Consider the following 22502-nt stretch of genomic DNA (forward strand, 5'->3'; position numbering starts at 1 on the left):
TAAAGTTGTTTAGCAACAATTTGCATTGACAACAATGATATCTTTTTTTTATTCCAATAAATTGAGTTTTGCTTAATCATTGAGTTTTGCTTTATATGTTCTTAAATAAAAGACAAAAATGATTAGATTTTACATTTAATGAAAAGAAGTCAATGTTAAGGAGTTTCCTTATGGCAGAACATAAGCCAGATATAATGTATGGTACAACTATTATTACTGTACGAAAAGATGGCAAAGTAGTAATGGCCGGTGATGGTCAAGTATCTCTTGGGCAGACAATTATGAAAGGCAATGTGCGCAAAGTGCGTCGTCTTGGGAAGAGTAGAGCGGTTATTGCTGGTTTTGCAGGTGCTACAGCGGATGCTTTCACGTTGCTGGAAAGATTAGAAACGAAGCTTGAGCAATATCCTGACCAGCTCATGCGTGCCTGTGTAGAACTTGCAAAAGACTGGCGAACAGACCGCTATTTACGTCGTCTTGAAGCAATGATGCTCGTTGCTGATAAGAAAATAACGTTAGCTTTAACAGGGCTTGGTGATGTTTTAGAACCAGAAGACGGTATTATGGCTATTGGTTCTGGAGGAAATTTTGCTCTTTCGGCTGCACGGGCACTCATAGATATGGACTTGGATGCAGAAACCATTGCCCGTAAAGCTATGGATATTGCTGCTAAAATTTGTGTTTACACCAATGATCATTTCACAATTGAAACATTGGATGCAGAATTATCTTCTTTAGAGAAAGCTATTTGAATGTGTGTTGTATTTTCCCCTCGAGAGACTGTTTCTGAACTTGATCGTTTTATTATTGGCCAAAATGATGCCAAACGTTCTGTGGCTATTGCGCTGCGTAATCGATGGCGTCGACAACAGCTTGATGGTCCGATGCGTGATGAAGTTATGCCCAAAAATATTTTGATGATAGGACCGACAGGTGTTGGTAAAACGGGTATAGCACGTCGATTAGCAAAACTTGCTGGAGCGCCTTTCGTTAAAGTAGAGGCAACTAAATTCACTGAAGTTGGTTACGTGGGGCGTGATGTTGAGCAAATTATTCGTGATCTTGTTGAGATTGCTATTTCTCTTGTGCGTGAAAAAAAACGGGATGAAGTAAAAGTAAAGGCTCACATTAATGCTGAAGAGCGTGTTTTAGATACTCTTGTTGGCAAGACAGCCAGTCCCACTACCCGTGAAAGTTTTCGTAAAAAATTGCGTGATGGTGAATTGGATGAGAAAGAGATTGAAATTGAAATAGCTGACAATAACAGTAATAGTGCTTCGATCTTTGATATTCCTGGTATGCCTGGTGCACAAATGGGAATTATGAATTTGTCAGAGATTTTTGGCAAAATGGGGAGTCGTACAAAGGTTCGCAAAACGACAGTAAAGGACGCTTTTAAGCCACTTATTGACGATGAATCTGAAAAACTCCTTAATCAGGATCAAATTATTCAAGAAGCACTTCGTGTTGCTGAGAATGACGGAATTGTTTTTATCGATGAGATTGATAAAATTGCAACCAGAGATGGGGGAGCAAGTGCTGCTGTTTCACGTGAGGGCGTTCAACGGGATCTTTTGCCTTTGGTTGAAGGAACAACAATTGCCACAAAATATGGGCAAATCAAAACAGATCATATCCTTTTTATTGCATCAGGTGCGTTTCATGTTTCTAAGCCATCTGATTTATTGCCAGAACTTCAAGGTCGTTTGCCCATCCGTGTGGAACTAAATCCTTTAACAAGGGAAGATTTACGACGTATTCTAACCGAACCTGAGGCTAGTCTGATTAAGCAATATATTGCTTTAATGGCAACGGAAGAGGTTCATTTAGAAATTACCGATGATGCGATTGACGCTTTAGCAGATATTGCTGTGGATTTAAATGCAAGGATTGAAAACATAGGGGCACGGCGTTTGCAAACGGTAATGGAGCGCGTTTTGGATGAGATTTCTTTTACTGCACCTGATAAAGCTGGAACCTCGTTTAAAGTTGATGCTGCTTATGTCAAAAAGTCTATAGGTGATCTTGCTGCGGATGTCGATCTTTCCCGTTTCATTCTTTAGGGTAAATGCTCGTTTTCATCTACCGGCGTGCTTCGATAACTTTAAAGCCATGGGCTTTTTCATGTATCAATACCATACGAAAGAGTTTTTTTAACAATATTTCATAAGGCAAATGGCGGTTAGCAACAAGAAGTAGATTACCACCGGGCTTTAGATATTTTGCAGCATTAATAATAAAATGCTGCCCTAATGAGATATCTGTAGTTTGTTGTGTATGAAACGGCGGGTTTGAAATGATTGTATCATACAGATTTGTGATTGGCTCATGTACAAGATCATGCCAATAGAAATCGATTGGAAGAGAAGCTGTTATGTTTTTTAGATGCTGTTTGGCTGCTTTCAAAGCATTGTAGTCCGCTTCATAGAGATCGAGAGCAGTAAGTTTTTCACTTCTTTCAAGTGCAGTGTGAGAAAGGAAACCCCAACCAGCACCAAAATCCGCAGTTTTTCCAGAAATAACTTTACGCATATACGATGCAAGAATAAAAGACCCTGGATCAATACGACCGTGCGAGAACATGCCAGAAGTGGTTTGAAACTTATTTTCAAAAATGAGTGGTGGTGAACGAAACTGTGCAGTATTTTGTCTCTCTATTTGTTGTGGAACTTGAATCCAGAATACAAGACCATGATTTTTGGACAATTTATTGGTGATGGGTACAATTTTTTTGACCCATTTCATCATTGAGTCAGCACCACTCGTTTTATTTCCACCAATAATGATCCACCCACCAGGTTTAACACGTTCTAATAAATCAAGAAAACAATTTTGGTTGAAACCACGATATTTGCTTAATTGCAAAAGTGCACCATCATGGGTAAAAGTTTGATTGATTTGAGGAGAACAGCGAAATTGAGCATTGGAAAATTTTAAAAAATCTGGTCGCCAAGGTGTTATAACTTCTAAGTTTTTTGTCCATTCTGGAGTGGGGATTTCCGTTAAACCAAAACTCAGCCAAGATTGGCTTGGACCAGGGTATGGAAGCATATGTTTTTCAAAAGGCAAGAATAATAACACATATGGTTCTTTCACAGAAAAACGCCATTCCAATTTGGGATGGTATTTAATTTCATAAAAAAAAGGGGAAGATTACCCTCCTTTTTTCTTATGACGACGTTTGTTTTCGGATTTATTTGTTTCTTCTGCACATTTTTCTTGTTTTGCTTTTATCGAATCATCACCAATAATTTCTTTACCGGTTTTTTGGTCGACAATTTTCATTGATAAGCGAACTTTACCACGTTCATCAAAACCCATTAATTTAACCCACACTTTATCGCCTTCTTTAACAACATCTGTTGTTTTTGTGACGCGTTCTGTTGTAAGTTGAGAGATATGCACGAGCCCATCACGTGAGCCAAAGAAGTTTACAAATGCACCGAATTCTGCAGTTTTTACAACTGTTCCTTGATAAATAACGCCAACTTCAGGTTCATCAACAATCGAATGGATCCAGCGTTTTGCTGCTTCAATAGTTTTTGCATCGGTAGAAGCAATTCTAATGGTTCCATCATCTTCAATATTGATTTTTGCCCCAGTTTGTTCAACGATTTCTCTAATAACTTTACCACCAGAACCGATAACATCACGAATTTTATCAATAGCGATGTTCATAACTTCGATGCGTGGAGAAAATTCACTGAGTTCAGCACGTGCACTGGTTAAAGCTCTAGCCATTTCTTTAAGGATATGGATTCGACCACCTTTGGCTTGTTCAAGCGCGATTTTCATAATCTCTTCGGTAATACCATCAATTTTGATATCCATTTGCAAGGCGGTAATACCATTTTCTGTTCCAGCTACTTTAAAATCCATGTCTCCAAGATGATCTTCATCTCCTAAAATATCAGATAGTACAGCAAAGCGTTCACCTTCTTTAATCAAACCCATGGCAATCCCTGCGACGGGGCGTGCCAGAGGAACGCCGGCATCCATGAGAGCAAGTGAAGTTCCACAAACTGTTGCCATGGAAGAGGATCCATTGGATTCAGTGATTTCTGAAACAGCACGAATAGTGTAAGGAAAGGCTTCCTTAGTTGGCAACATAGGATGAATGGCACGCCACGCCAGTTTACCATGCCCGATCTCGCGACGACCAGGAGAGCCAAGACGTCCTATTTCACCCACTGAAAATGGTGGAAAATTATAATGGAGGAGGAATGTTTCTTTATACATACCCGTTAAAGAATCGATATACTGTTCATCTTCACCGGTTCCTAATGTTGCAACGACAATCGCTTGTGTTTCTCCACGGGTAAAGAGTGCCGATCCATGTGTTCGGGGTAAAATACCAACTTCCGATTGGATGGGACGTACTGTTGAAAGGTCGCGTCCATCGATACGCTTTTTCGTATCAAGAATGTTTGAGCGAACAATTTTTGCTTGCAATTGTTTGAAAACAATTGCAATTTGATCTGCACTAAATTTACAGTCTTCTTCTGTTTCTGACATAAATTTATTGATGATTTCTGTTTTAAGAGCATCGATTCCAGCATAACGTTCCTGTTTATCGGTAATTGTATAAGCTTTTCGTATATCCTGTTCGGCCATTTCCAGTACAGCTGTTTCGAGATCAGAGAGATCTTCGAGAACAAAATCACGTGGATCTTTTGCGGCAACTTCGGCAAGTTGTATGATGGCATCAAGAACAGGTTGAAGACCTTTGTGCCCAAACATGACAGCACCCAACATGATGTCTTCAGGCAATTCTTGTGCTTCTGATTCAACCATCAATACAGCACTTTCTGTTCCGGCAACAACGAGATCAAGTTTTGATTCGGGCATTTCATCGATATGGGGATTGAGAATGTATTGTCCGTTACAGTAGCCAACACGAGCTCCAGCAATGGGGCCCATAAAAGGAACACCTGATAGAGTTAATGCGGCAGAAGATGCAATCATCGCGAGAATATCGGGATTATTTTCGAGATCATGCTGTATAACGGAAACGATGACTTGCGTATCATTTTTATAACCATCAGCGAAGAGGGGACGAATCGGACGATCAATTAAACGCGAAATCAAAGTTTCATTTTCACTTGGTCGGCTCTCACGTTTTAAATAGCCACCAGGGATTCTACCAACGGCATAGGACTTTTCTTGATAATTAACAGTGAGTGGAAAAAAGTCTTGGTCTGGTTTTGGGCTTTTTGCTGATACAACAGTTGCTAAGACAATAGTTTCACCGTAGGTAGCAATAACTGCACCATCAGCTTGACGCGCTATTTTCCCTGTCTCAAGGGTTAGTGGCCGACCGGCCCATTCAATTTCTATCTTGTGTGTTTTGAACATTTTTTATCCTTAACGACCAGCGTTCACATCTTTAAGTGGTCACATTCTGGTTTTGAGTAGCATATTTTGAAGCTATGGGCAGGATAACAAGACACTTCTGTCTTTTCGCGAGAAGAGAGGAATAAATCGCAATTTAAAACGCGAAGCAACTAGCAATCCTGCCCCATGATAGTTATTCATCAGTTTTTAAAGTTTTTAACTAAAAACAGCAAGCTGAAAAATAGGCGGATTTTTGTAGAAAAACCACCCACCCATTTTTCTTTTAGCGGCGCAAACCTAATTTCTTGATAAGTGCCTGATAACGATTTTGGTCAATTCCTTTAAGGTAATCAAGTAGGCGACGGCGTTGAGATACCATTTTCAAAAGACCACGACGAGAATGGTTATCCTTTTTGTGAGACTTAAAATGATTAGTCAAATTAGCAATACGTTCAGAAAGTACAGCAACTTGCACTTCTGGTGATCCCGTGTCACCGACTTTATTTGCGTATTCTGCGACAATAGCTTTTTTACGTTCAGCCGTAATCGACATCGTATTATCCTTTCAAAAAACGAATAAACAAAAACCACCCATAGCCGAGATGTCGTTCAGCAAGGGTCTATGAGAAAACAAGAAGAGTCAAAGACTTCTTATTTACTGTGATGTTTATATAGGAAAGAAGGTCGAAATACTAGTCCTTCAAAGCATCTTGAAGATTTTTTTATAAAGGCTTTTGTTGTGAAAGACTGATTTTAATACTGTTTTATGAAAAATTTTTAAAGAATTATGCATCCTTTTAAGACAAAGATTTCTGCTTAACAGAGTGTATATTGTAAAAAAAAGCGATAGAATACCGATTTGGAGGAAAAAGATGCAGAGCATTTCAACATTCGAACTTTTTCGTAATTCGGTATTTCGAAATTTGTGGTCGTCCACTCTCATTTCTAATTTAGGAGGGCTCATACAGGCGATAGGAGCAGGGTGGTTAATGGCATTGATTAGTTCTTCGCACTCAATGGTTGGGCTTGTTCAAAGTGCTACAACATTACCCATTGTTATGTTTTCTTTGATGGCAGGCGCATTAGCGGACAATTTTAATCGTCGTCAAATTATGTTGTACGCACAGATTATGATGATGGTTATATCAATGATTTTAGCTGTTTTATCCTTTATGGGCTTTCTAACACCTGGGTTTTTATTATGTTTTACATTTTTGATTGGGTGTGGAACTGCCTTTTATAATCCCTCTTGGCAAGCAACAATAGGAGACATTGTAAGCAGGGAAAGTATTTCTGCTGCTGTGAGCTTAAACAGTGTCGGCTTTAATTTGATGCGTAGTGTAGCTCCTGCTATTGGGGGTGTTATCATTGCAATGTCAGGTGTAGCTGCAGCTTTTTTGTTCAATGCAATAAGTTACATTCCTTTAATTGGTGCTTTGTTTTCTTGGAAACCGATCTATGAAAACAACACGTTACCACGAGAAAGACTTTTGGGAGCTGTCTCAGATGGTTTGCGTTATGTCGCAATGTCACCTAATCTTCTCAGTATTATGGTCAGAGCGTTTCTTTTTGGTATTGGAGCGATTTCGATTTTTGCACTTTTGCCAATTTTTGTGCATAAAATTCTCGGAGGAAACGCATTTCTTTATGGGACATTACTCGGTTGTTTTGGTCTTGGAGCTATGACAGCTGGTATTATTAATTCATCTGTGCGGAATTATTTTCGTTTAGAAACAATTATTGCAAGTGCGTTTATTGGTTTTGCTTTTTCCTGCTTTTTTTTAGCAATGAGCTGTTCATTGATTATAAGCCATATTGCTTTATTTCCTGCAGGCTTATGTTGGGTTTTGATGTTATCACTATTTAATACATCGATACAGCTTTCTACACCTCGTTGGGTTGTTGCACGTGTTTTAGCACTTTATCAAACAGCGTCTTATGGTGGGATGGCTATTGGAAGCGCAATTTGGGGCGTTTTGGCTGATGGTTTTTCTCCAACAATTTCTTTAAGTATTTGTTCTCTCTTCTTGATTTTTGGAGCGCTTGTGGGGATCAAGTTTAGAATTCAGGAAATTTCTCAGATGGATCTAGATCCGCTTGATCATTTTAGAGAACCAGAGCTTTTACTTGATCTAAAAGCGCAAAGTGGTCCAATCATGATTATGATCGATTATCAAATTCATGAAAATGATCTCGAAGAATTTCTCAAAGTGATGACACTTCGTCGCCATATTCGTTTACGTGATGGTGCTCGCCAATGGGTTCTCTTACGCGATCTTGAAAGACCTGAATACTGGAAAGAAGCATACCATATGCCAACATGGGTAGATTATTTGCGTCATAATCACCGTCGCATAAAAGCAGATGCAGAGGTAAATAAACTCTTGAATCACTTAAATCGTACTCCTGACGGTATAAGAGTACACCGCATGATTGAGCGGCAAACGATACCGCATGCCAGTGAAATGCATTTAAAGTCCTCTATTGACCAGTTACCTTGATGCTAAGAGAGCTAGAACAGTTTTTTTAAACTTATTTTTATAGATGAATTTGTTGGAATGAACAAAACAGCAGAAATTTTAGATGTTTTAATGAGCACTTTATGCTGTTAGTAATTTTGAGGACAGCTTTTTATTGAACAAACAGTTGGAGAGGTCATCAGCATTACGATTTTTCTAAAGCTAAAACCTGAATTTTCGTTCTACAAAATCTTTTTAACAAGATAGCATATGCATGTGTATATCCAAATGGTCAAAGGGACGATTTAAAACAACAAAGACAGATTCTTGTGCTTTATTTTACAAGCAAGGGTTGGAATTGTGAACACATCACAGATTTTAGATTCTGATATGAATTATCGTGAAAAGGCAAGTTCAGAACAATGAAAAGAGCTTTCTTCTCTTTTTATTGATATGAAAAATATTTTTCCATAAGAAATTATTCTGAGAAAGAGCAGATTAAATTGTAAAAAGGCGCTTTGGCTTGAATTGGCTTTTTTCAAGAGCACCTATAGCAAGAAGTTGATCTTTATACAGGACACAAACCTCATCTTCATCAAGAGGTACATCGTGATGACATAGGAGCACTGGATTGCCCCCCATAACTTGCTGTGCTTGAGTTTGGCTAAGGGTATAATGAGAGAGATATTCGAGTGCAGCAATTTTTTCAATTAAGAGTTCGTCAAGTTTTATGAAATCTCTTTCAAAAGGAGCATCCTTTTCATTTGTTGCACTTTTATCTAGTGCAACCGTCTTTAGTTCATCCCATGTAATGAGGTCATCTTCACAAAAAGGTGCGACTGCGATACGTCTTAAATCAGCAATATACGCATAACAACCGAGATCACGTCCCATATCGCGTGCTAAGGAGCGCACATAGGTTCCTTTTCCACAGGTGATTTCAAAGATAGAATGCTCTTTGGTTGCCATTTCTATTAATTTGAAAGTTTCTATTTCCACTTGACGTGGTGGGATTTCAACGATTTCACCTTCACGTGCTAGATCATAGGCCCGATTACCGGCAATTTTAATTGCCGAAAATTGTGGGGGTTTTTGTAAAATAATACCTGTATATTGAGGAAGAAGAGCAAGTATCTCTTCTTGTGTTGGACGTTTAGAAGATATGTGCGTTATTTCACCTTCTAAATCATCTGTTGAACGCTCTGCTCCCCACATGATATGAAAACGGTAGGTTTTTGTACCTTGCATAACGTAGGGAACGGTTTTGGTTGCATCCCCCAATGCAATTGGCAGGAGACCAGAAGCAAGGGGATCAAGTATACCCGCGTGCCCGGCTTTTTGCGCATGAAAGAGCCATTTAATTTGTGAGACAGCTTCTGTTGATCTCATTCCTTTTGGTTTATCGAATATGATCCAGCCAGAAACAGGACGACCTTTTCTTTTGCGTTGCCGTGCCATATCTTTAATCCTCAATTTCGTCATTATGGTGAAGATCGCGCGCTACTTCAGGTGAGCGCAGGAGAGCATCTATTTTTGAAAAATTATCAAAACTGTTATCAAGTCGAAAACGCAATTCAGGCATGTATTTCATTTGTCGCAACGAATGACTTATTTCTCTACGGATAAAACGGCTATGCTTATTGAGAGCATTCACAACATCAGCACGAGAAGCGTTATGAACAGTACCGAGTGGAGAGACAAAGCAGATGGCAATTTTTAAATCTGGCGACATACGTACTTCAACGACAGAAATCACCATATTTTTCAAGAGATTGTCAAGTAAAATACCTTGCTGCAGTATATGAGCTACCGCGTGGCGTACTTGTTCTCCTACTCTTAGTTGCCGTTGTGATGGCTCTGCATTTTTCATTGAAGTTTTACCTCGTTAAAATTCCTCTTTCCTTGATCCACTTAAAGCATAAGGAAGAATAGAGGCATTGAACGTAAACCGGATAACTTTTTCCATTTTATCAGAGAGTAAAGCCGTTGGATTATTTTATAATGTGCGATTAATATGTTCGATACGGAAGGTTTCAATGATGTCTCCAGCGCGTATGTCTTCATAGTTTTCGAAGGCTATTCCACATTCTTGACCACTTTGCACTTCATTAACCTCATCCTTAAAGCGCTTGAGTGTTTTAAGTTTTCCTTCATGAATGACAATATTATCGCGGATAAGACGTACACCCGCTCCTCGTTCTATTTTACCTTCTGTAACGAGGCATCCAGCAACTTTTCCGATTTTTGTAATACTAAAGACTTCCAGAATTTCAGCATTACCAAGGAAAGTTTCACGCTGCTCTGGTGAAAGCAACCCTGACATGGCAGCTTTAATATCATCAACAAGATCGTAGATGATATTATAATAGCGAATTTCAATTCCTTGTGTTTTGGCACAATCACGCGCTTGTTTATTGGCTCGAACATTAAAACCAATCACAACCGAATGAGAAGCTTCAGCAAGAGAAATATCACTTTCAGTAATTCCTCCAGCACCAGAATGCACAATGCGTGCACGCACTTCTTCATTTCCTAGTTTTTCTAGTGCTGAAGCGATTGCTTCAATTGACCCTTGCACATCTCCTTTAATAATAAGGGGAAATTCTTTGACACCAGTGGTTTGCAATTTGCTCATCATCTGTTCAAGAGAACCGCGAGAACCAGTTTGGCGAGCAACAGCTTTATCACGCGCTAATCGTTGACGGTATTCAGCAATTTCGCGTGCTTTTGCTTCATGAGTGACAACAGCAAAACGGTCACCAGCTTGTGGTGTTCCTTGCATGCCCAAAATTTCGATGGGTGTAGAGGGAACAGCTTCTTTGACATAACGACCATGGTCGTCAATTAAAGCACGTACACGCCCCCATTCATTGCCGGCAACAATAATATCAGAAGGATGCAATGTTCCTTTTTGAACAAGCACTGTTGCAACAGATCCACGTCCTCGATCCAGTTTGGCTTCAATGACAACGCCTTCAGCGGTTCGTTGAGGATCAGCCTTCAAATCAAGAATTTCAGCTTGAAGAAGAATAGCTTCAAGAAGTTTATCGAGATTTTGACCAGTTTTAGCAGAAACTTCAACTTCCAAAGTTTCTCCGCCCATTGTTTCAACAAATACTTCGTGTTGCAGAAGCTCTGTACGCACTTTTTGCGCATTCACAGCTGGTTTATCAATTTTGTTAATAGCAACAATAATGGGCACTCCAGCAGCTTTTGCATGATTGATTGATTCAATTGTTTGCGGCATGACACTATCATCAGCGGCAACAACTAGAACGGCAATATCGGTAACACGAGCTCCACGAGCACGCATAGCTGTGAAGGCGGCGTGTCCAGGTGTATCAATAAAGGTAATTTTTTGCCCATTTTTCTCCACTTGGTAAGCACCAATATGCTGTGTAATACCCCCTGCTTCACCAGAAACAACATTTGCTTTTCGAATAGCATCAAGAAGAGAAGTTTTCCCGTGGTCGACATGGCCCATAATTGTTACAACAGGTGGACGTGGCAGCATTTTTTGAGGGTTATCAGCTATATTAAAGATACCTTCTTCTACGTCAGATTCTAAAACACGTTTAACAGTGTGGCCGAATTCAACAGCGATAAGCTCGGCAACATCTGCATCAATTACGTCGCCAGGTTTCATCATTTGTCCCTGTTTCATCAGAAACTTAATCACATCAACGGAGCGTTCAGTCATACGTTGTGCGAGTTCTTGAATGGTAATGGTTTCAGGAAGAATAACCTCGCGAGAAATTTTTTCTTTTGGTTCTTGGTTTTGTGCACGTTTAAATTTTTCCTGCCTGCGGCGCATTGCAGCCATGGAGCGCCCACGTGCACTTCCTTCTTCGTCCAATGCACTATGAAGAGTAAGTTTTCCACGACGTTTTTCATCGGCTCCTTTTACAACTTTTGGTGCACGCACTTCTGATTTAGCAGGGCTAGTGCGTCGACTATTTCGATCATCTTCTTTGATTTCATCTGCTTTGCGTTTTTCAATTACAGCTGTATTTTTAGGCGCGACAGGGACATCTATCGGTTCTATTTGGGATTGAGCAGGGGAAAGAGATGGAATTTTTTTCTGTACTGTAGATTCTTTCTTTTCTTGAAGTATTTCATTTATTTGGGTTTCTTGAATAGTCTGCCGCAAATTTTCTTCAAGCTCTTGGGCACGTCTTACTTCTTCTACGGCTTGTTTACGTATTATTTTTTCTTGAATATGTGCTTCTTCTAATGCGCGAAGTCTTGCTTCTATTTCAGCTGATGAAAGATTACTTTTAGCCGTAAATTCATTAGGTTTAGCATCTTCGAATCGTGGTTTAGAGCGTTGGGGGGCTACATGTGGTTTCGTAATTGGCTGTGGTGTTTCAGTTTTTTCGTCAGTCCGCGTAATTTTTCGCCGCTTGGTTTCGACGACGACAGCCTTTGTACGGCCATGACTAAAATTTTGTTTGACCGTACTTGTTTCCAGGACGGACCTCTTTAGGGTCAGTGTCCTCTTGACTGTTATTTTGTCGTTATTATTTTCGCTCATTGTATTTCCTTTACGGCTTGTGCCGTTATCTCACCAGGCTTATTGTGCTTGTCATCACGATAGGCGATTAGTTTGTGTATCGTTTTAAGAAATCCTTCTGCAACTTTCATATTCAATAAAGCCGCATGCATTACAGGATTAGCTCCAAAAACCACCCCCATTTCATCACTTGTAAATAAAGATGTAATTTTTATGTCCTGATTTGTTTTTTGCTGTATTGCATGGATGGCTTGTAAAATTTTCTGTTTCCCGTTTTCTGTAGCTTCTCTGGCATGAAGGACGAAAATGACTTGACCAGAACGAATAGCTGCATCAACTTTAGTTGCCCCCATAACAACACCGCCTGCTTTTCGCGCTATGGAAAGACTTCCAAGAGCAGCTTTTAGTAAAAGCGTATCTACAATATGGGCAAGATTTGAGGCAACCTCGACATCTGTTTTAAAACTTTTGTTAAAAGCTTTTTGTCTGATTGCTTCTTCAATGGCAGAGCGACGTGAAGAGACCCAGACACCACGACCAGGTAAATTTGATTTAAGATCAGGGACAATTTGATTATTGGGACCAATAACAAAACGGATCAGCGCTTTTGCTGAAGCATTTTTTCTTGTCACAATACAGGTCCGTTCATTCATTTAAAGTGTATCCACATTTAAATTATTTATTTTCACTTTCTGCAGAATTTTCTGTAACAAGATCAGCTTGATTTATCCAGCCTGCTTGCACACGTGCAGCTAAAACCATAGCTTCGGCATCAGCCCGTGTAATATCGAATGGGGTCAGGATACCAGAAAAACTCTGTGTTTGACCTTCTTTACGCTCTCTCCAGCCAGCCAAATCATCGACTGCATAGCCTGCGAAATCTTCTATTGTTTTGACACCATCTTCACCAATAGCAACCAGCATAGCACTTGTCATTCCAGGAAGCATTCGTAGTTCATCACAAACACCGAGCTTTTTGCGTTTTTCATCAAGTTCTTTTTCTTTGCGTTCTAGATATTCCTGTGCACGGTTCTGGATTTCAGCAGCAGTTTCATGATCAAAACCATTAATAGAAGTGATTTCTTCAAGATCAATATAAGCGATTTCCTCAATAGAAGAAAAACCTTCTGATGCCATAACCTGCCCGATCATTTCGTCGACATCTAAAGATTCCATAAACAACTTGCTACGTTCGGTAAATTCTTTTTGACGGTTTTTAGATTCTTCTTGCTCCGTTAAGATATCAATATTCCATCCTGTTAATTGTGAAGCTAAACGGACATTTTGTCCACGTCTACCAATAGCAAGGCTGAGCTGGTCATCAGGCACAATAACTTCAATACGTTCGACATCTTCATCGAGGACGACTTTAGAAACTTCGGCGGGTTGCAGTGCATTGACGATAAATGTTGCAGCGTCAGGTGACCAAGGAATAATATCAATTTTTTCTCCTTGTAATTCTGCAACAACAGATTGTACACGACTCCCTCGCATTCCAACGCATGCTCCAACGGGATCAATCGAACCGTCGCGTGAGACAACCGCAATTTTAGCACGTGAACCTGGATCACGGGCAACGGATTTAATTTCTATAATACCATCATAAATTTCTGGCACTTCCATGGTAAAAAGTTTTACCATAAACTGAGGATGTGTGCGTGAAAGGAAAATTTGTGGACCGCGTGGTTCGCGATGTACATCATGAACAAAAGCGCGAATACGATCTCCATAGCGGAAAGATTCACGTGGAATTAATTCATCACGACGCACAATAGCTTCACCGCGTCCTAGATCGACGATAACATTGCCATATTCGACACGTTTTACCGTACCAGAAATAATTTCACCAATTTTATTTTTGAATTCTTCGTATTGTTGTTCACGCTCTGCATCGCGTACTTTTTGTACAATAACTTGTTTAGCAGATTGCGCGGCGATGCGTCCAAAATCCATAGGAGGCAAAAGGTCAGCGAAAAAATCACCAACTTTAGCATCTGCTTGATGTTTGAGTGCATCAGATAAACTAATTTCACTCGTATAGTCTTCAACGATATCAACAATTTTAAGGAGACGCTGTAATTTAATTTCACCAGTTTTTGAATTGATTTCAGCACGAATGTTGGTTTCTTGACCATAACGAGAACGCGCCGCTTTCTGAATAGCATCAGCCATCGCAGAAATGACAATTTCACGATCAATCGACTTTTCACGTGCAACAGAATCTGCAATTTGCAGAATTTCAAGCCTGTTAGCGCTTGTAGCCATCGACTTTCTCCTTTTTTGTACCACACGATGGGCATTGATCCCAGTGATATTAATTCTCGTAATTTCGTTCCTGTTTTGAGAAGTTTTGATTATCTTTTGAGATAAATTGTTGGTTTAAATCTTTATTTTTTTTCAATGTATCGCGGATAAGTTCATCAGTAAGCACCAAATGTGCATCAATGATGTCATCAAAAGAAATAGAAATATACATGGATTCTCCATAAGCGGCTTTATCGGTGTTTAGAGTAAATCCATCTTGGGTAATATTTGTAAGTGTTCCACGAAATTTTCGACGCCCATCAAGTGTTATTTTGGTTTCAATTTTCGCAATATGCCCTTGCCAATGAAAAAAATCAGATTTTCTTACCAGTGGACGATCAATTCCAGGAGATGAAATTTCTAAATGATATTTGCGCTCAATAATATTTTGTACATCAAGAAGGGGTGAAACAGTTCGACTAACAGTTTCACAATCTTCTACGGTCATGGATCCATCAGCACATTCTATCATAATCTGAAGCGTTAAACCATTTAGTCCAAGAAGTTTTACGCGAACCAAACGAAAACCTAAAGGTTTAAGCAATGGTATAACAAGAGCAGCAACATGTGCTTCCACACCATTTTCTTCAAATAGACGTGGTTCATCAATATCGCTTATTCTTTCAATTTTGCTCATACACTTTATCCAAATCAGTTTCATGACATAAAAAAAAGCGGGTCCAAATGGCCCACTCTTCATCATAAGACCAAGAATTTAGTCATTGATACTATTAAATTAAAACTTTTTCAAGTTGTTTATAAGAAAAGCGTTTCATCATTTATTTCTTGATAAAAGTAAGATAGGTAGGTGTTCGTCCTTCGCGTAAAGCTTTTGTTTCATAACGAGTGCCTGACCATAGCGGATAAGGCGTTTTCCAATCCTTAGGATTTTTTGCTTCCCATTCAAAACTGTGATGGTGTGAACAATGGTAGAGGGTCCAGTTTACATAACTTTCTATATCGCTGGCAAAGCGGAATTTTTTTCCTGTTTTAAGAACGCGAGCAAAACGATTAAGATTTTTTATGTTGATAAAGCGTCGTTTCCAATGTTTTTTTTTAGGCCATGGATCAGGATAGAAAAGGTCTATTCCATCAAGTGATGCATTTGGAAGCCAATCAAGGAGGCATGTGGCGTCATCATTATAAAGGCGAAGTTGATTTTGATACTGTTGATGCTGTTCAAGAGACATTAACACTTTTACCATGCCATTGATAAAAGGTTCTACGCCAATAAAACCGGTTTGTGGAAAATATTCCATTTCATGGAGCAAATGTTCACCTCCACCAAAGCCAATTTCAAGCCGAACTTCTTTTACTGTTCTGGAAAATAAGGACGTTAAGTTTAGGGGTACAGAGTTATTTAAATCAATGTTAAGAATTGGGAAAAGCTTTTTCATAAGAACAAGCTGATTGTTTCGTAGCCGTTTTCCTTTTCGACGACCAAAAAAGGCCTTACATGTACGTATATCATGATCAATCATGGTACTTTAATCATTGTTTGAAGCGTTTTAATGAGATCGGTTTTTTCCCATGAAAATGAACCATCACGTTTTGGTTTGCGTCCAAAATGACCATAAGCAGCTGTTTTTTTATAAATCGGTTTATTGAGATCTAAATGTTTCCGGATGCCTGTCGGTGAAAGATCCATTATTTTCCGAATTGCTGCTTCGATAATACTTTCATCGACTTTTCCTGTTCCGTGGAAATTAATATAAATAGATAAGGGTTGTGCAACGCCAATTGCATAGGAGAGTTGAATAGTGCATCGTTCTGCCAAATCAGCTGCAACAATATTTTTAGCTAGATAGCGTGCAGCATAAGCTGCAGAACGATCAACTTTTGTTGTATCTTTGCCTGAAAAAGCTCCTCCACCATGGGGGGCTGCGCCTCCATAAGTGTCAACGATAATTTTACGGCCTGTCAGTCCAGCATCACATTGGGGGCCACCGATAACAAATTTTCCTGTTGGGTTAATATACCAACTGCATTGATCGGAAATAGGAATATCATGCAAAGCTTGATGGATATAAGGCTCAACCACTGTGCGAACTTTATGGGAATCCCAACTTTCATCTAAATGCTGTGTAGAAAGGACGATTGATGTTACTTCTGTAGGCTTTCCATTCTTATACCGTATTGTTATTTGACTTTTTGCATCTGGCCCTAATTTTCCAGTTTCTCCTTCTTTTTTATGACGTGCTTTGGCAAGAAGTTTGAGAATCTTATGTGCATAATAAATGGGTGCTGGCATGAGATCTGGTGTTTCACGGCAAGCATATCCGAACATAATGCCCTGATCACCTGCTCCTTCTTCATTATGCCGATCTTTAGCATTATCAACTCCCCGTGCAATATCAACTGATTGTGGGCGCAAAAGAACATCAATTTTAACGGTTTTCCAATGAAAGCCTATTTGTTCATAACCAATTGCACGAATAGCACGACGTGCTGCTGAACGAAAACGCGCGGGATTAATGCGTGGTAAACCAGTTTCATCATAAATGAATTCCCTATTTTTATCTCTTTTTAAGAGTGTATCAGGAACACGTACTTCACCAGCAATAACAACACGGTTGATACTTACTAAGGTTTCGCAAGCGATGCGTACTAACCATGGATCAGTACCAGTTTTTTGAGCTTCTTTATAGATCATATCAACGATCTCATCGGAAATACGATCGCAAACTTTGTCAGGATGTCCCTCCGATACTGATTCACTTGTAAAAAGGTAATCTTGATGCAGCATAGGAACTCCTTAAAAAAGAAAAACAACTCTATATTAAAATTGCCTTTATTTGCCAATCTCATGACAAATCGTCAATGCTGATTGATAAAGTGAGTGAGAGAAAGGATATAATTTTTATTTTATAGTTTGTTTGTTAGATCTTCTTCTTCAGAAAGTGCTTTTGCCAAATCAATAATTTTCCGACGTACCTTAGCATCGGATATATTCGTGAAAGCACGCATGAGTTGGATTCCTTCATTGCTAGAACAAAAGTCCATAAAATTGTTATCACTTTCAGCAAAACCTTCTATTTGTTGTGTACCAACACCTTTATCAAAAAAGTAAGAAACAGGGACATCCATAATTTCCGCAATCGCTTGAAGACGGCTTGCACCAATACGATTTGTCCCTTTTTCATATTTCTGGATTTGTTGGAAAGTGATGCCTAGTTTTTCACCCAATTTTTCTTGGGTAAGTCCTAAAATATTACGACGTAAACGAATACGGGTTCCGACATAGACATCTATAGGATCGGGTTTTTTTCTAGTCTCGGTCATAATGCAACTCTTTAAATTTCCAGCATTTCACTTTCAAATCAACATCAGATTTACGTGAAGTTGATTTATCATACAATAAAACAATATATAATAGTTTTTCCCAACTTTAATGGTACACATGAAACGGTACCGGAATGTGGGCATTCGATCATTTAAGCTGTTTTGTAGAACCAAAACCAAGCACGCACAATAGCATAAGAATGAATAAGATGAAAGTAGAGAATATCCTGTATTCATTGCTTCCTATGGGGGTAATGGGTGATGGAATTGGCGAATCAACAATGCCAACAGCATTTTGCTGAAGAGCTACAACGATTCGTCCATAAGAATCAATGACAGCTGATATTCCATTATTAGCTGCTCTTATAAGCGGGATTCCCAGTTCAACTGCACGAAGCTGCGCTTGTTGAAGATGTTGGTATGGGCCGGGTGTTACGCCAAACCATGCATCATTTGTAACATTAATGATTGCTTGAGGAGGAGAACCTTTAAAAGCCATTTCATTGGGAAATATTGCTTCATAACAAATTAGAGGAAGATAAGAAAATCCATTTGGCATCATAACAGTTTTGCGTACACTCGCAGCACTATATCCACCAATAGTATCAGCAAGGGCATGCAATCCAATTTTTTTCAATAAATTCTGATAAGGCAGATATTCACCAAAAGGAACCAGATGAAGTTTATCAGAAGTGGTTAAAATATTTCCTGTAGCGTTAATGACTGCAATTGTATTAAAATATTTCGTTTTTGCATTGAGAGGATCATTACTGGCACGTATAGCACCAATAATAGCCCATTGTTTGGGCTTGAGAAGAGAGGCAATGCGCATTGTGATAGTAGAGTTATCATAGAGAATATAAGGAATGGATGCTTCGGGCCATACGATAAAGTCGGGTGCTGGGTGTTGTTCTGCTGTTGATGTTGCACTCAGATTCACATGAGCTGCAAATATAGCTTCTCGCTCAGTATTACTCAATTTTATGTTTTGATCTATAGAAGGCTGAACAATGCGCACCCAATAACTACTTTTTTGATAATCAGTCATGTTAGGGGCGGTATTAAGGCGATAAAATCCAAAACCACTGTGGGCTAATATCAGCACTAAGCAAAGAGAAAGTGCGGTTTTCTTTTTTTCATCTGTTAATAAAACAGCGGGTAAACTGTAGATGAAGACTGCAAGAATATTCATTCCATAAAGTCCGAAGATTGCATTGGATTGCATAAGCATAGGGGTTGGCATAGCTGTATAACCAAGAGCATTCCACGGAAAGCCTGTGAACAAGATAGAACGCAACCATTCTGCTAGTCCCAGCGCAAAAGCCAGAACAAAAAAACGTGCTATTCCTTTTGTCCATAAAAAACCGACAATAAAACCAGCAAAAAACCAATAAAGAGAAAGGTAAAGGGGAGGGCAGAGAATAGCAAATGGCACAGCCCATCCAAAAGTAATCGGGTCCGTCAATAAAGCATTGCACAGCCACCAAAATCCAAAAATAAAATAACCAAAGCCAAAAGTTCCGCAGCTTAAAGCGTAGGGCAGAAGGCATTTTTTATTGTTTTGAAGAGCACTGATTTTATCAAGTAAAACAATTAAGACGGGAAAAGTTAAAAAACAGAGAGGTGTTAAATAAAAGGGCGGAAGTGCAAAGGATGTCAATGCACCACATAAAAACAACACTCCTTGTCGTTTCCAACCAGTGATGGCAAACAAAGACACCTTGACACTGTTTGAAAACATGAAGTTACTTTTCGGAGATGACATTTTGTTTAAAACTTTCATTCTCCGAAATACGAAAAATACGCAAGCGCTTAATCCGACGTTTATCAGCTTCTAGAATACGGAATCGATAACCTGGCACCGCTTCAATGACTTCACCTTTTGCAGGAATACGATCAAGAATAGAAACAATCAACCCCCCAATGGTGTCGACTTCATCACCATATTCCCCTACAATAAAATCAGGACCAAGAGCTTTCTCCACATCTTCTAGTTCGGTTCTTGCATCAACAAGCCATTTATTATTGGGTTCGCGCACGATAGCATTGTCAACATGATCATGTTCATCTTCGATATCACCAACGACTAATTCAACAATATCTTCCATAGAAACTAACCCATCTGTACCACCATGTTCATCAATTACCAAAGCCATTTGTGTTCGCGTGGTTTGCATACGGGTCAGTAATGTGCTTGCAAGCATGGAGCCAGGAACGAAGAGAACTGTTCGAATAAGATCGAGTTCGCCGATAGGGGTGTGCAAATCCGTATAGTTTAACTGTAATAAATCGGATGTTTGTTCTGTTTGAGCTGATTTGGTAATAAAGCGCGTTATATAATTAAGAATATCACGGATATGAATCATTCCCCGCGGATCATCTAAGGTTTCAGCATAAACGGGTATGCGTGAATGTCCAATTTTTGCAAAACATTTGAGTGCTTCTCCAAGGGAGGTATTTATGTCCAGTGCCTCGATTTCAGAACGTGGAATCATAACATCATCAACGCGCGCTTCGCGCAAGCGTAAAATATTGTGCAACATAGTACGTTCTTCAGGTGAGAAGAGAGCAATATCCTTTTCATTGTTAGCAGTGAGTGCAATGGTAAGATCTTTGCGCAGTGACTTAGAATTGCGGCCGCGTAAGAACGAAAACAAATGATTCATCAGGGAGTATTTTTCTGTATGATTTGCTGGTTGAGATGGGGGTTCTTCAATATGAGAAGGCGTTTGACTGTTATTTGGTGCATTCACTTTGTTTGCCATGGTTTTGAGATCTTTTAAACTTTTTTGTGTAAGAGAGGCATAGGACGTTTTAAGTTGTATGATGGTGATATTAATTTTTAAAATTAGTTTTTATCATTTTTATTAAGATAATTCAGCATAGGGATCCTTAATGGAAAGCTTTTGAAGAATTTTTCTTTCGAGTTCTTCCATGTGATGGGCTTCTTCATTTGTTTCATGATTATAACCAAGCAGATGAAGAATACCGTGGACAATCATATGCGTTAAGTGATCCTGAAATGATTTTGCTTCGTTTTTCGCTTCAAGAATAACAGTTTCCCGTGCAATAATGATATCACCAAGCATGGGTCCAGGAGGATCTCCAACTTTAAGGGGAAAGGCAGGAAAGGATAACACATTGGTAGATTTGTTTTTACCACGCCATTGTGCATTGATTTGTGCCATATGTTTGTCATCCGTAAAAAGCAAGCTGATTTCGCTGACAATATTTTCCAATGAAAAATGATGCATTGTCGTTTTTAATGCTTTTTCAGTGATATTATAAAGCATTTTTTCGTCATTCCACCCAGCGCTCTCAACAATTATATCAATTGTAATCATAACAAATCAAATTCATTTCTTTGATGAGGAGTATGAGATGGGCATTTCTTTGTTTTATGCTCGAGAATCGTGATCATAAGCACGAACGATAGCGGCAACAAGGGGATGGCGTACAACATCTTTTTCACCAAAACGAATAATTGTAATATTTTCTACATTTGAAAGAATACGTATTGCTTCAATTAAACCTGATTTTTGTCCTGTCGGCAAATCAATTTGGCTTACATCACCGGTAACGACCATGCGTGCGCCCTCTCCAAAACGCGTGAGGAACATTTTCATTTGCATGGGCGTGGTATTTTGCGCTTCATCAAGAATGATAGCGGCATGAGTAAGTGTTCGTCCGCGCATGAAAGCAAGAGGAGCAATTTCTATAACACCAGAATTTAGAATTCGTTCTACTTTTTCGACGGGTATCATATCATAGAGGGCGTCATAAAGTGGACGTAAATATGGGTCAACTTTTTCTTTAAGATCACCAGGCAGAAAGCCGAGATGTTCTCCAGCTTCAACGGCAGGACGTGAGAGGATAATGCGTTCAATGATACCACGCTCTAAAAGCATTGCAGCATGAGCGACAGCAAGATATGTTTTGCCTGTTCCTGCTGGTCCTATCCCAAAAACAAGTTCTTTAGTTTCCATTGCGTGTATGTAAGCATTTTGTGTTGGAGTTCTAGCGTGGATTGTCTTTTTATGGGTACTTAACCGTGCGGGTATAAGTTTTGTTACAGGTTGTATTTTTGTTGGCGATTCTTGCTGATTATGTGGAAAATTCGCCATGGCAATTGCTCCTTCTACATCCGATAAAGTGAGCTCTTGATGTGTTTTAACGCGTTCATAAAGCTGCTGTAATATATATTGTGCGCACTTCGTGGCTGTCGTTTTTCCATGGATTAAAATTTCATTGCCGCGCGGATAAAGACTAAGTCCAAGCTGTTGTTCGATATAAGTTAGATTTTCGTTGAATTTACCAAATACTGCTTTTGCATATCGGTTATTTTCAAAAATTAAAACAACATGATGAACAGTCGATGCGTTTTCTTTTTCCAAGATAACAGTATTTTCAAGATAAGTACTTATTTTCTCTTTAACGAACTTTACTTTTTTGGTTGAAGATTTCAACCTATTCTCCCATATCTAGCAAATATTGCACTCTTTTGGGGTAAACTGTATAAAATACAGACTCTTTTTCATAGAGTGCAAACTTTAAATGTAATCATTTTCTTCAAAAATAAAAGAGCCTTCTAAAATCTCTGTTGTGAAAAA

The 22502-nt window shown here is 39.1% G+C and carries 19 protein-coding genes; 3 read left to right on the plus strand and 16 right to left on the minus strand.

Going from position 1 to position 22502, the window contains the following annotated elements; translation table 11 throughout:
- The first annotated feature begins 170 nt into the window (after positions 1-170).
- Entirely contained in the window at positions 171-752 is a 582-nt protein-coding gene (hslV, locus tag O9A_RS02460; RefSeq protein ID WP_034458456.1) for an ATP-dependent protease subunit HslV, read from the plus strand.
- Positions 753-2063 carry an ATP-dependent protease ATPase subunit HslU gene (gene hslU / locus O9A_RS02465; RefSeq protein WP_034458458.1) on the plus strand — a complete coding sequence of 437 codons (1311 nt, stop codon included), beginning with the start codon at positions 753-755 and terminating at the stop codon, positions 2061-2063. It abuts the gene before it with no gap.
- A gap of 19 nt (positions 2064-2082) precedes the next feature.
- On the opposite strand, the gene O9A_RS02470 is transcribed toward hslU, so the two are convergent.
- The 3 genes from O9A_RS02470 to rpsO form a co-directional block, all read right to left on the minus strand.
- Positions 2083-3081 (minus strand): class I SAM-dependent methyltransferase, encoded by a 999-nt coding sequence (locus O9A_RS02470; protein WP_034458461.1) that lies wholly within the window; start codon positions 3079-3081, stop codon positions 2083-2085.
- A gap of 72 nt (positions 3082-3153) precedes the next feature.
- A complete protein-coding gene (gene pnp / locus O9A_RS02475) occupies positions 3154-5355 on the minus strand; it encodes a polyribonucleotide nucleotidyltransferase (RefSeq protein ID WP_034458463.1) in 2202 nt (733 codons plus the stop codon).
- A gap of 262 nt (positions 5356-5617) precedes the next feature.
- Positions 5618-5887, minus strand: a complete 270-nt coding sequence (rpsO, locus tag O9A_RS02480) for a 30S ribosomal protein S15 (protein WP_034458465.1) — start codon at positions 5885-5887, stop codon at positions 5618-5620.
- A 319-nt stretch (positions 5888-6206) separates the two neighbouring features.
- Here rpsO and O9A_RS02485 point away from each other — a divergent pair, with 319 nt between their 5' ends.
- Positions 6207-7835, plus strand: coding sequence for an MFS transporter (locus O9A_RS02485; protein ID WP_034458467.1), 1629 nt, complete (start codon positions 6207-6209; stop codon positions 7833-7835).
- Positions 7836-8291: 456 nt separating this feature from the next.
- Here O9A_RS02485 and truB read toward each other — a convergent pair whose 3' ends face one another.
- From truB to O9A_RS02550, 13 genes are all read right to left on the minus strand, one after another.
- Entirely contained in the window at positions 8292-9251 is a 960-nt protein-coding gene (truB, locus tag O9A_RS02490; RefSeq protein ID WP_034458469.1) for a tRNA pseudouridine(55) synthase TruB, read from the minus strand.
- A 4-nt stretch (positions 9252-9255) separates the two neighbouring features.
- The gene (gene rbfA, locus O9A_RS02495) at positions 9256-9663 is read right to left on the minus strand and encodes a 30S ribosome-binding factor RbfA (protein ID WP_034458470.1); all 408 of its coding nucleotides are present in this window, start codon (positions 9661-9663) and stop codon (positions 9256-9258) included.
- A gap of 126 nt (positions 9664-9789) precedes the next feature.
- Positions 9790-12327 carry a translation initiation factor IF-2 gene (gene infB, locus O9A_RS02500; protein ID WP_034458472.1) on the minus strand — a complete coding sequence of 846 codons (2538 nt, stop codon included), beginning with the start codon at positions 12325-12327 and terminating at the stop codon, positions 9790-9792.
- Positions 12324-12959: an RNA-binding protein gene (locus O9A_RS02505; RefSeq protein ID WP_034458475.1), complete on the minus strand. Its 636-nt coding sequence runs from the start codon at positions 12957-12959 to the stop codon at positions 12324-12326. Before O9A_RS02505 ends, infB begins: the two co-directional genes overlap by 4 nt.
- Before the next feature lie 22 nt (positions 12960-12981).
- Positions 12982-14571, minus strand: coding sequence for a transcription termination factor NusA (nusA, locus tag O9A_RS02510; protein ID WP_051665538.1), 1590 nt, complete (start codon positions 14569-14571; stop codon positions 12982-12984).
- Positions 14572-14620: 49 nt separating this feature from the next.
- On the minus strand, positions 14621-15271 hold the full coding sequence (gene rimP, locus O9A_RS02515) for a ribosome maturation factor RimP (RefSeq protein WP_034460169.1): 651 nt from the start codon (positions 15269-15271) through the stop codon (positions 14621-14623).
- A 118-nt stretch (positions 15272-15389) separates the two neighbouring features.
- On the minus strand, positions 15390-16091 hold the full coding sequence (locus O9A_RS02520) for a tRNA (guanine(46)-N(7))-methyltransferase TrmB (protein WP_034458477.1): 702 nt from the start codon (positions 16089-16091) through the stop codon (positions 15390-15392).
- Positions 16088-17356 carry a methionine adenosyltransferase gene (gene metK / locus O9A_RS02525; RefSeq protein WP_034458479.1) on the minus strand — a complete coding sequence of 423 codons (1269 nt, stop codon included), beginning with the start codon at positions 17354-17356 and terminating at the stop codon, positions 16088-16090. The genes O9A_RS02520 and metK overlap by 4 nt, the downstream gene beginning before the upstream one ends.
- Before the next feature lie 119 nt (positions 17357-17475).
- Entirely contained in the window at positions 17476-17892 is a 417-nt protein-coding gene (locus O9A_RS02530; protein ID WP_034458481.1) for a helix-turn-helix domain-containing protein, read from the minus strand.
- Between the two features lie 148 nt (positions 17893-18040).
- Positions 18041-19675: an apolipoprotein N-acyltransferase gene (gene lnt, locus O9A_RS02535; protein ID WP_034458484.1), complete on the minus strand. Its 1635-nt coding sequence runs from the start codon at positions 19673-19675 to the stop codon at positions 18041-18043.
- On the minus strand, positions 19638-20657 hold the full coding sequence (locus O9A_RS02540; protein ID WP_034458486.1) for a hemolysin family protein: 1020 nt from the start codon (positions 20655-20657) through the stop codon (positions 19638-19640). Before O9A_RS02540 ends, lnt begins: the two co-directional genes overlap by 38 nt.
- A 102-nt stretch (positions 20658-20759) precedes the next feature.
- Positions 20760-21236, minus strand: coding sequence for an rRNA maturation RNase YbeY (gene ybeY, locus O9A_RS02545; RefSeq protein WP_034458488.1), 477 nt, complete (start codon positions 21234-21236; stop codon positions 20760-20762).
- 54 nt (positions 21237-21290) lie between these two features.
- Positions 21291-22358: a PhoH family protein gene (locus O9A_RS02550; protein WP_034458490.1), complete on the minus strand. Its 1068-nt coding sequence runs from the start codon at positions 22356-22358 to the stop codon at positions 21291-21293.
- Between the last annotated feature and the right edge of the window lie 144 nt (positions 22359-22502).

It is taken from the genome of Bartonella koehlerae C-29, assembly GCF_000706625.1.
GTDB classification, from domain to species: domain Bacteria; phylum Pseudomonadota; class Alphaproteobacteria; order Rhizobiales; family Rhizobiaceae; genus Bartonella; species Bartonella koehlerae.

What these genes read in the sequence shown, in the direction of transcription:
- hslV (WP_034458456.1), top strand. Translation starts at nt 171, where the DNA reads ATGGCAGAACATAAGCCAGATATAATGTATGGTACAACTATTATTACT.
- hslU (WP_034458458.1), top strand. Translation starts at nt 753, where the DNA reads ATGTGTGTTGTATTTTCCCCTCGAGAGACTGTTTCTGAACTTGATCGT.
- pnp (WP_034458463.1), bottom strand. Translation starts at nt 5,355, where the DNA reads ATGTTCAAAACACACAAGATAGAAATTGAATGGGCCGGTCGGCCACTA.
- rpsO (WP_034458465.1), bottom strand. Translation starts at nt 5,887, where the DNA reads ATGTCGATTACGGCTGAACGTAAAAAAGCTATTGTCGCAGAATACGCA.
- O9A_RS02485 (WP_034458467.1), top strand. Translation starts at nt 6,207, where the DNA reads ATGCAGAGCATTTCAACATTCGAACTTTTTCGTAATTCGGTATTTCGA.
- truB (WP_034458469.1), bottom strand. Translation starts at nt 9,251, where the DNA reads ATGGCACGGCAACGCAAAAGAAAAGGTCGTCCTGTTTCTGGCTGGATC.
- rbfA (WP_034458470.1), bottom strand. Translation starts at nt 9,663, where the DNA reads ATGAAAAATGCAGAGCCATCACAACGGCAACTAAGAGTAGGAGAACAA.
- infB (WP_034458472.1), bottom strand. Translation starts at nt 12,327, where the DNA reads ATGAGCGAAAATAATAACGACAAAATAACAGTCAAGAGGACACTGACC.
- O9A_RS02505 (WP_034458475.1), bottom strand. Translation starts at nt 12,959, where the DNA reads ATGAATGAACGGACCTGTATTGTGACAAGAAAAAATGCTTCAGCAAAA.
- nusA (WP_051665538.1), bottom strand. Translation starts at nt 14,571, where the DNA reads ATGGCTACAAGCGCTAACAGGCTTGAAATTCTGCAAATTGCAGATTCT.
- rimP (WP_034460169.1), bottom strand. Translation starts at nt 15,271, where the DNA reads ATGAAACTGATTTGGATAAAGTGTATGAGCAAAATTGAAAGAATAAGC.
- O9A_RS02520 (WP_034458477.1), bottom strand. Translation starts at nt 16,091, where the DNA reads ATGATTGATCATGATATACGTACATGTAAGGCCTTTTTTGGTCGTCGA.
- metK (WP_034458479.1), bottom strand. Translation starts at nt 17,356, where the DNA reads ATGCTGCATCAAGATTACCTTTTTACAAGTGAATCAGTATCGGAGGGA.
- O9A_RS02530 (WP_034458481.1), bottom strand. Translation starts at nt 17,892, where the DNA reads ATGACCGAGACTAGAAAAAAACCCGATCCTATAGATGTCTATGTCGGA.
- lnt (WP_034458484.1), bottom strand. Translation starts at nt 19,675, where the DNA reads ATGAAAGTTTTAAACAAAATGTCATCTCCGAAAAGTAACTTCATGTTT.
- O9A_RS02540 (WP_034458486.1), bottom strand. Translation starts at nt 20,657, where the DNA reads ATGGCAAACAAAGTGAATGCACCAAATAACAGTCAAACGCCTTCTCAT.
- ybeY (WP_034458488.1), bottom strand. Translation starts at nt 21,236, where the DNA reads ATGATTACAATTGATATAATTGTTGAGAGCGCTGGGTGGAATGACGAA.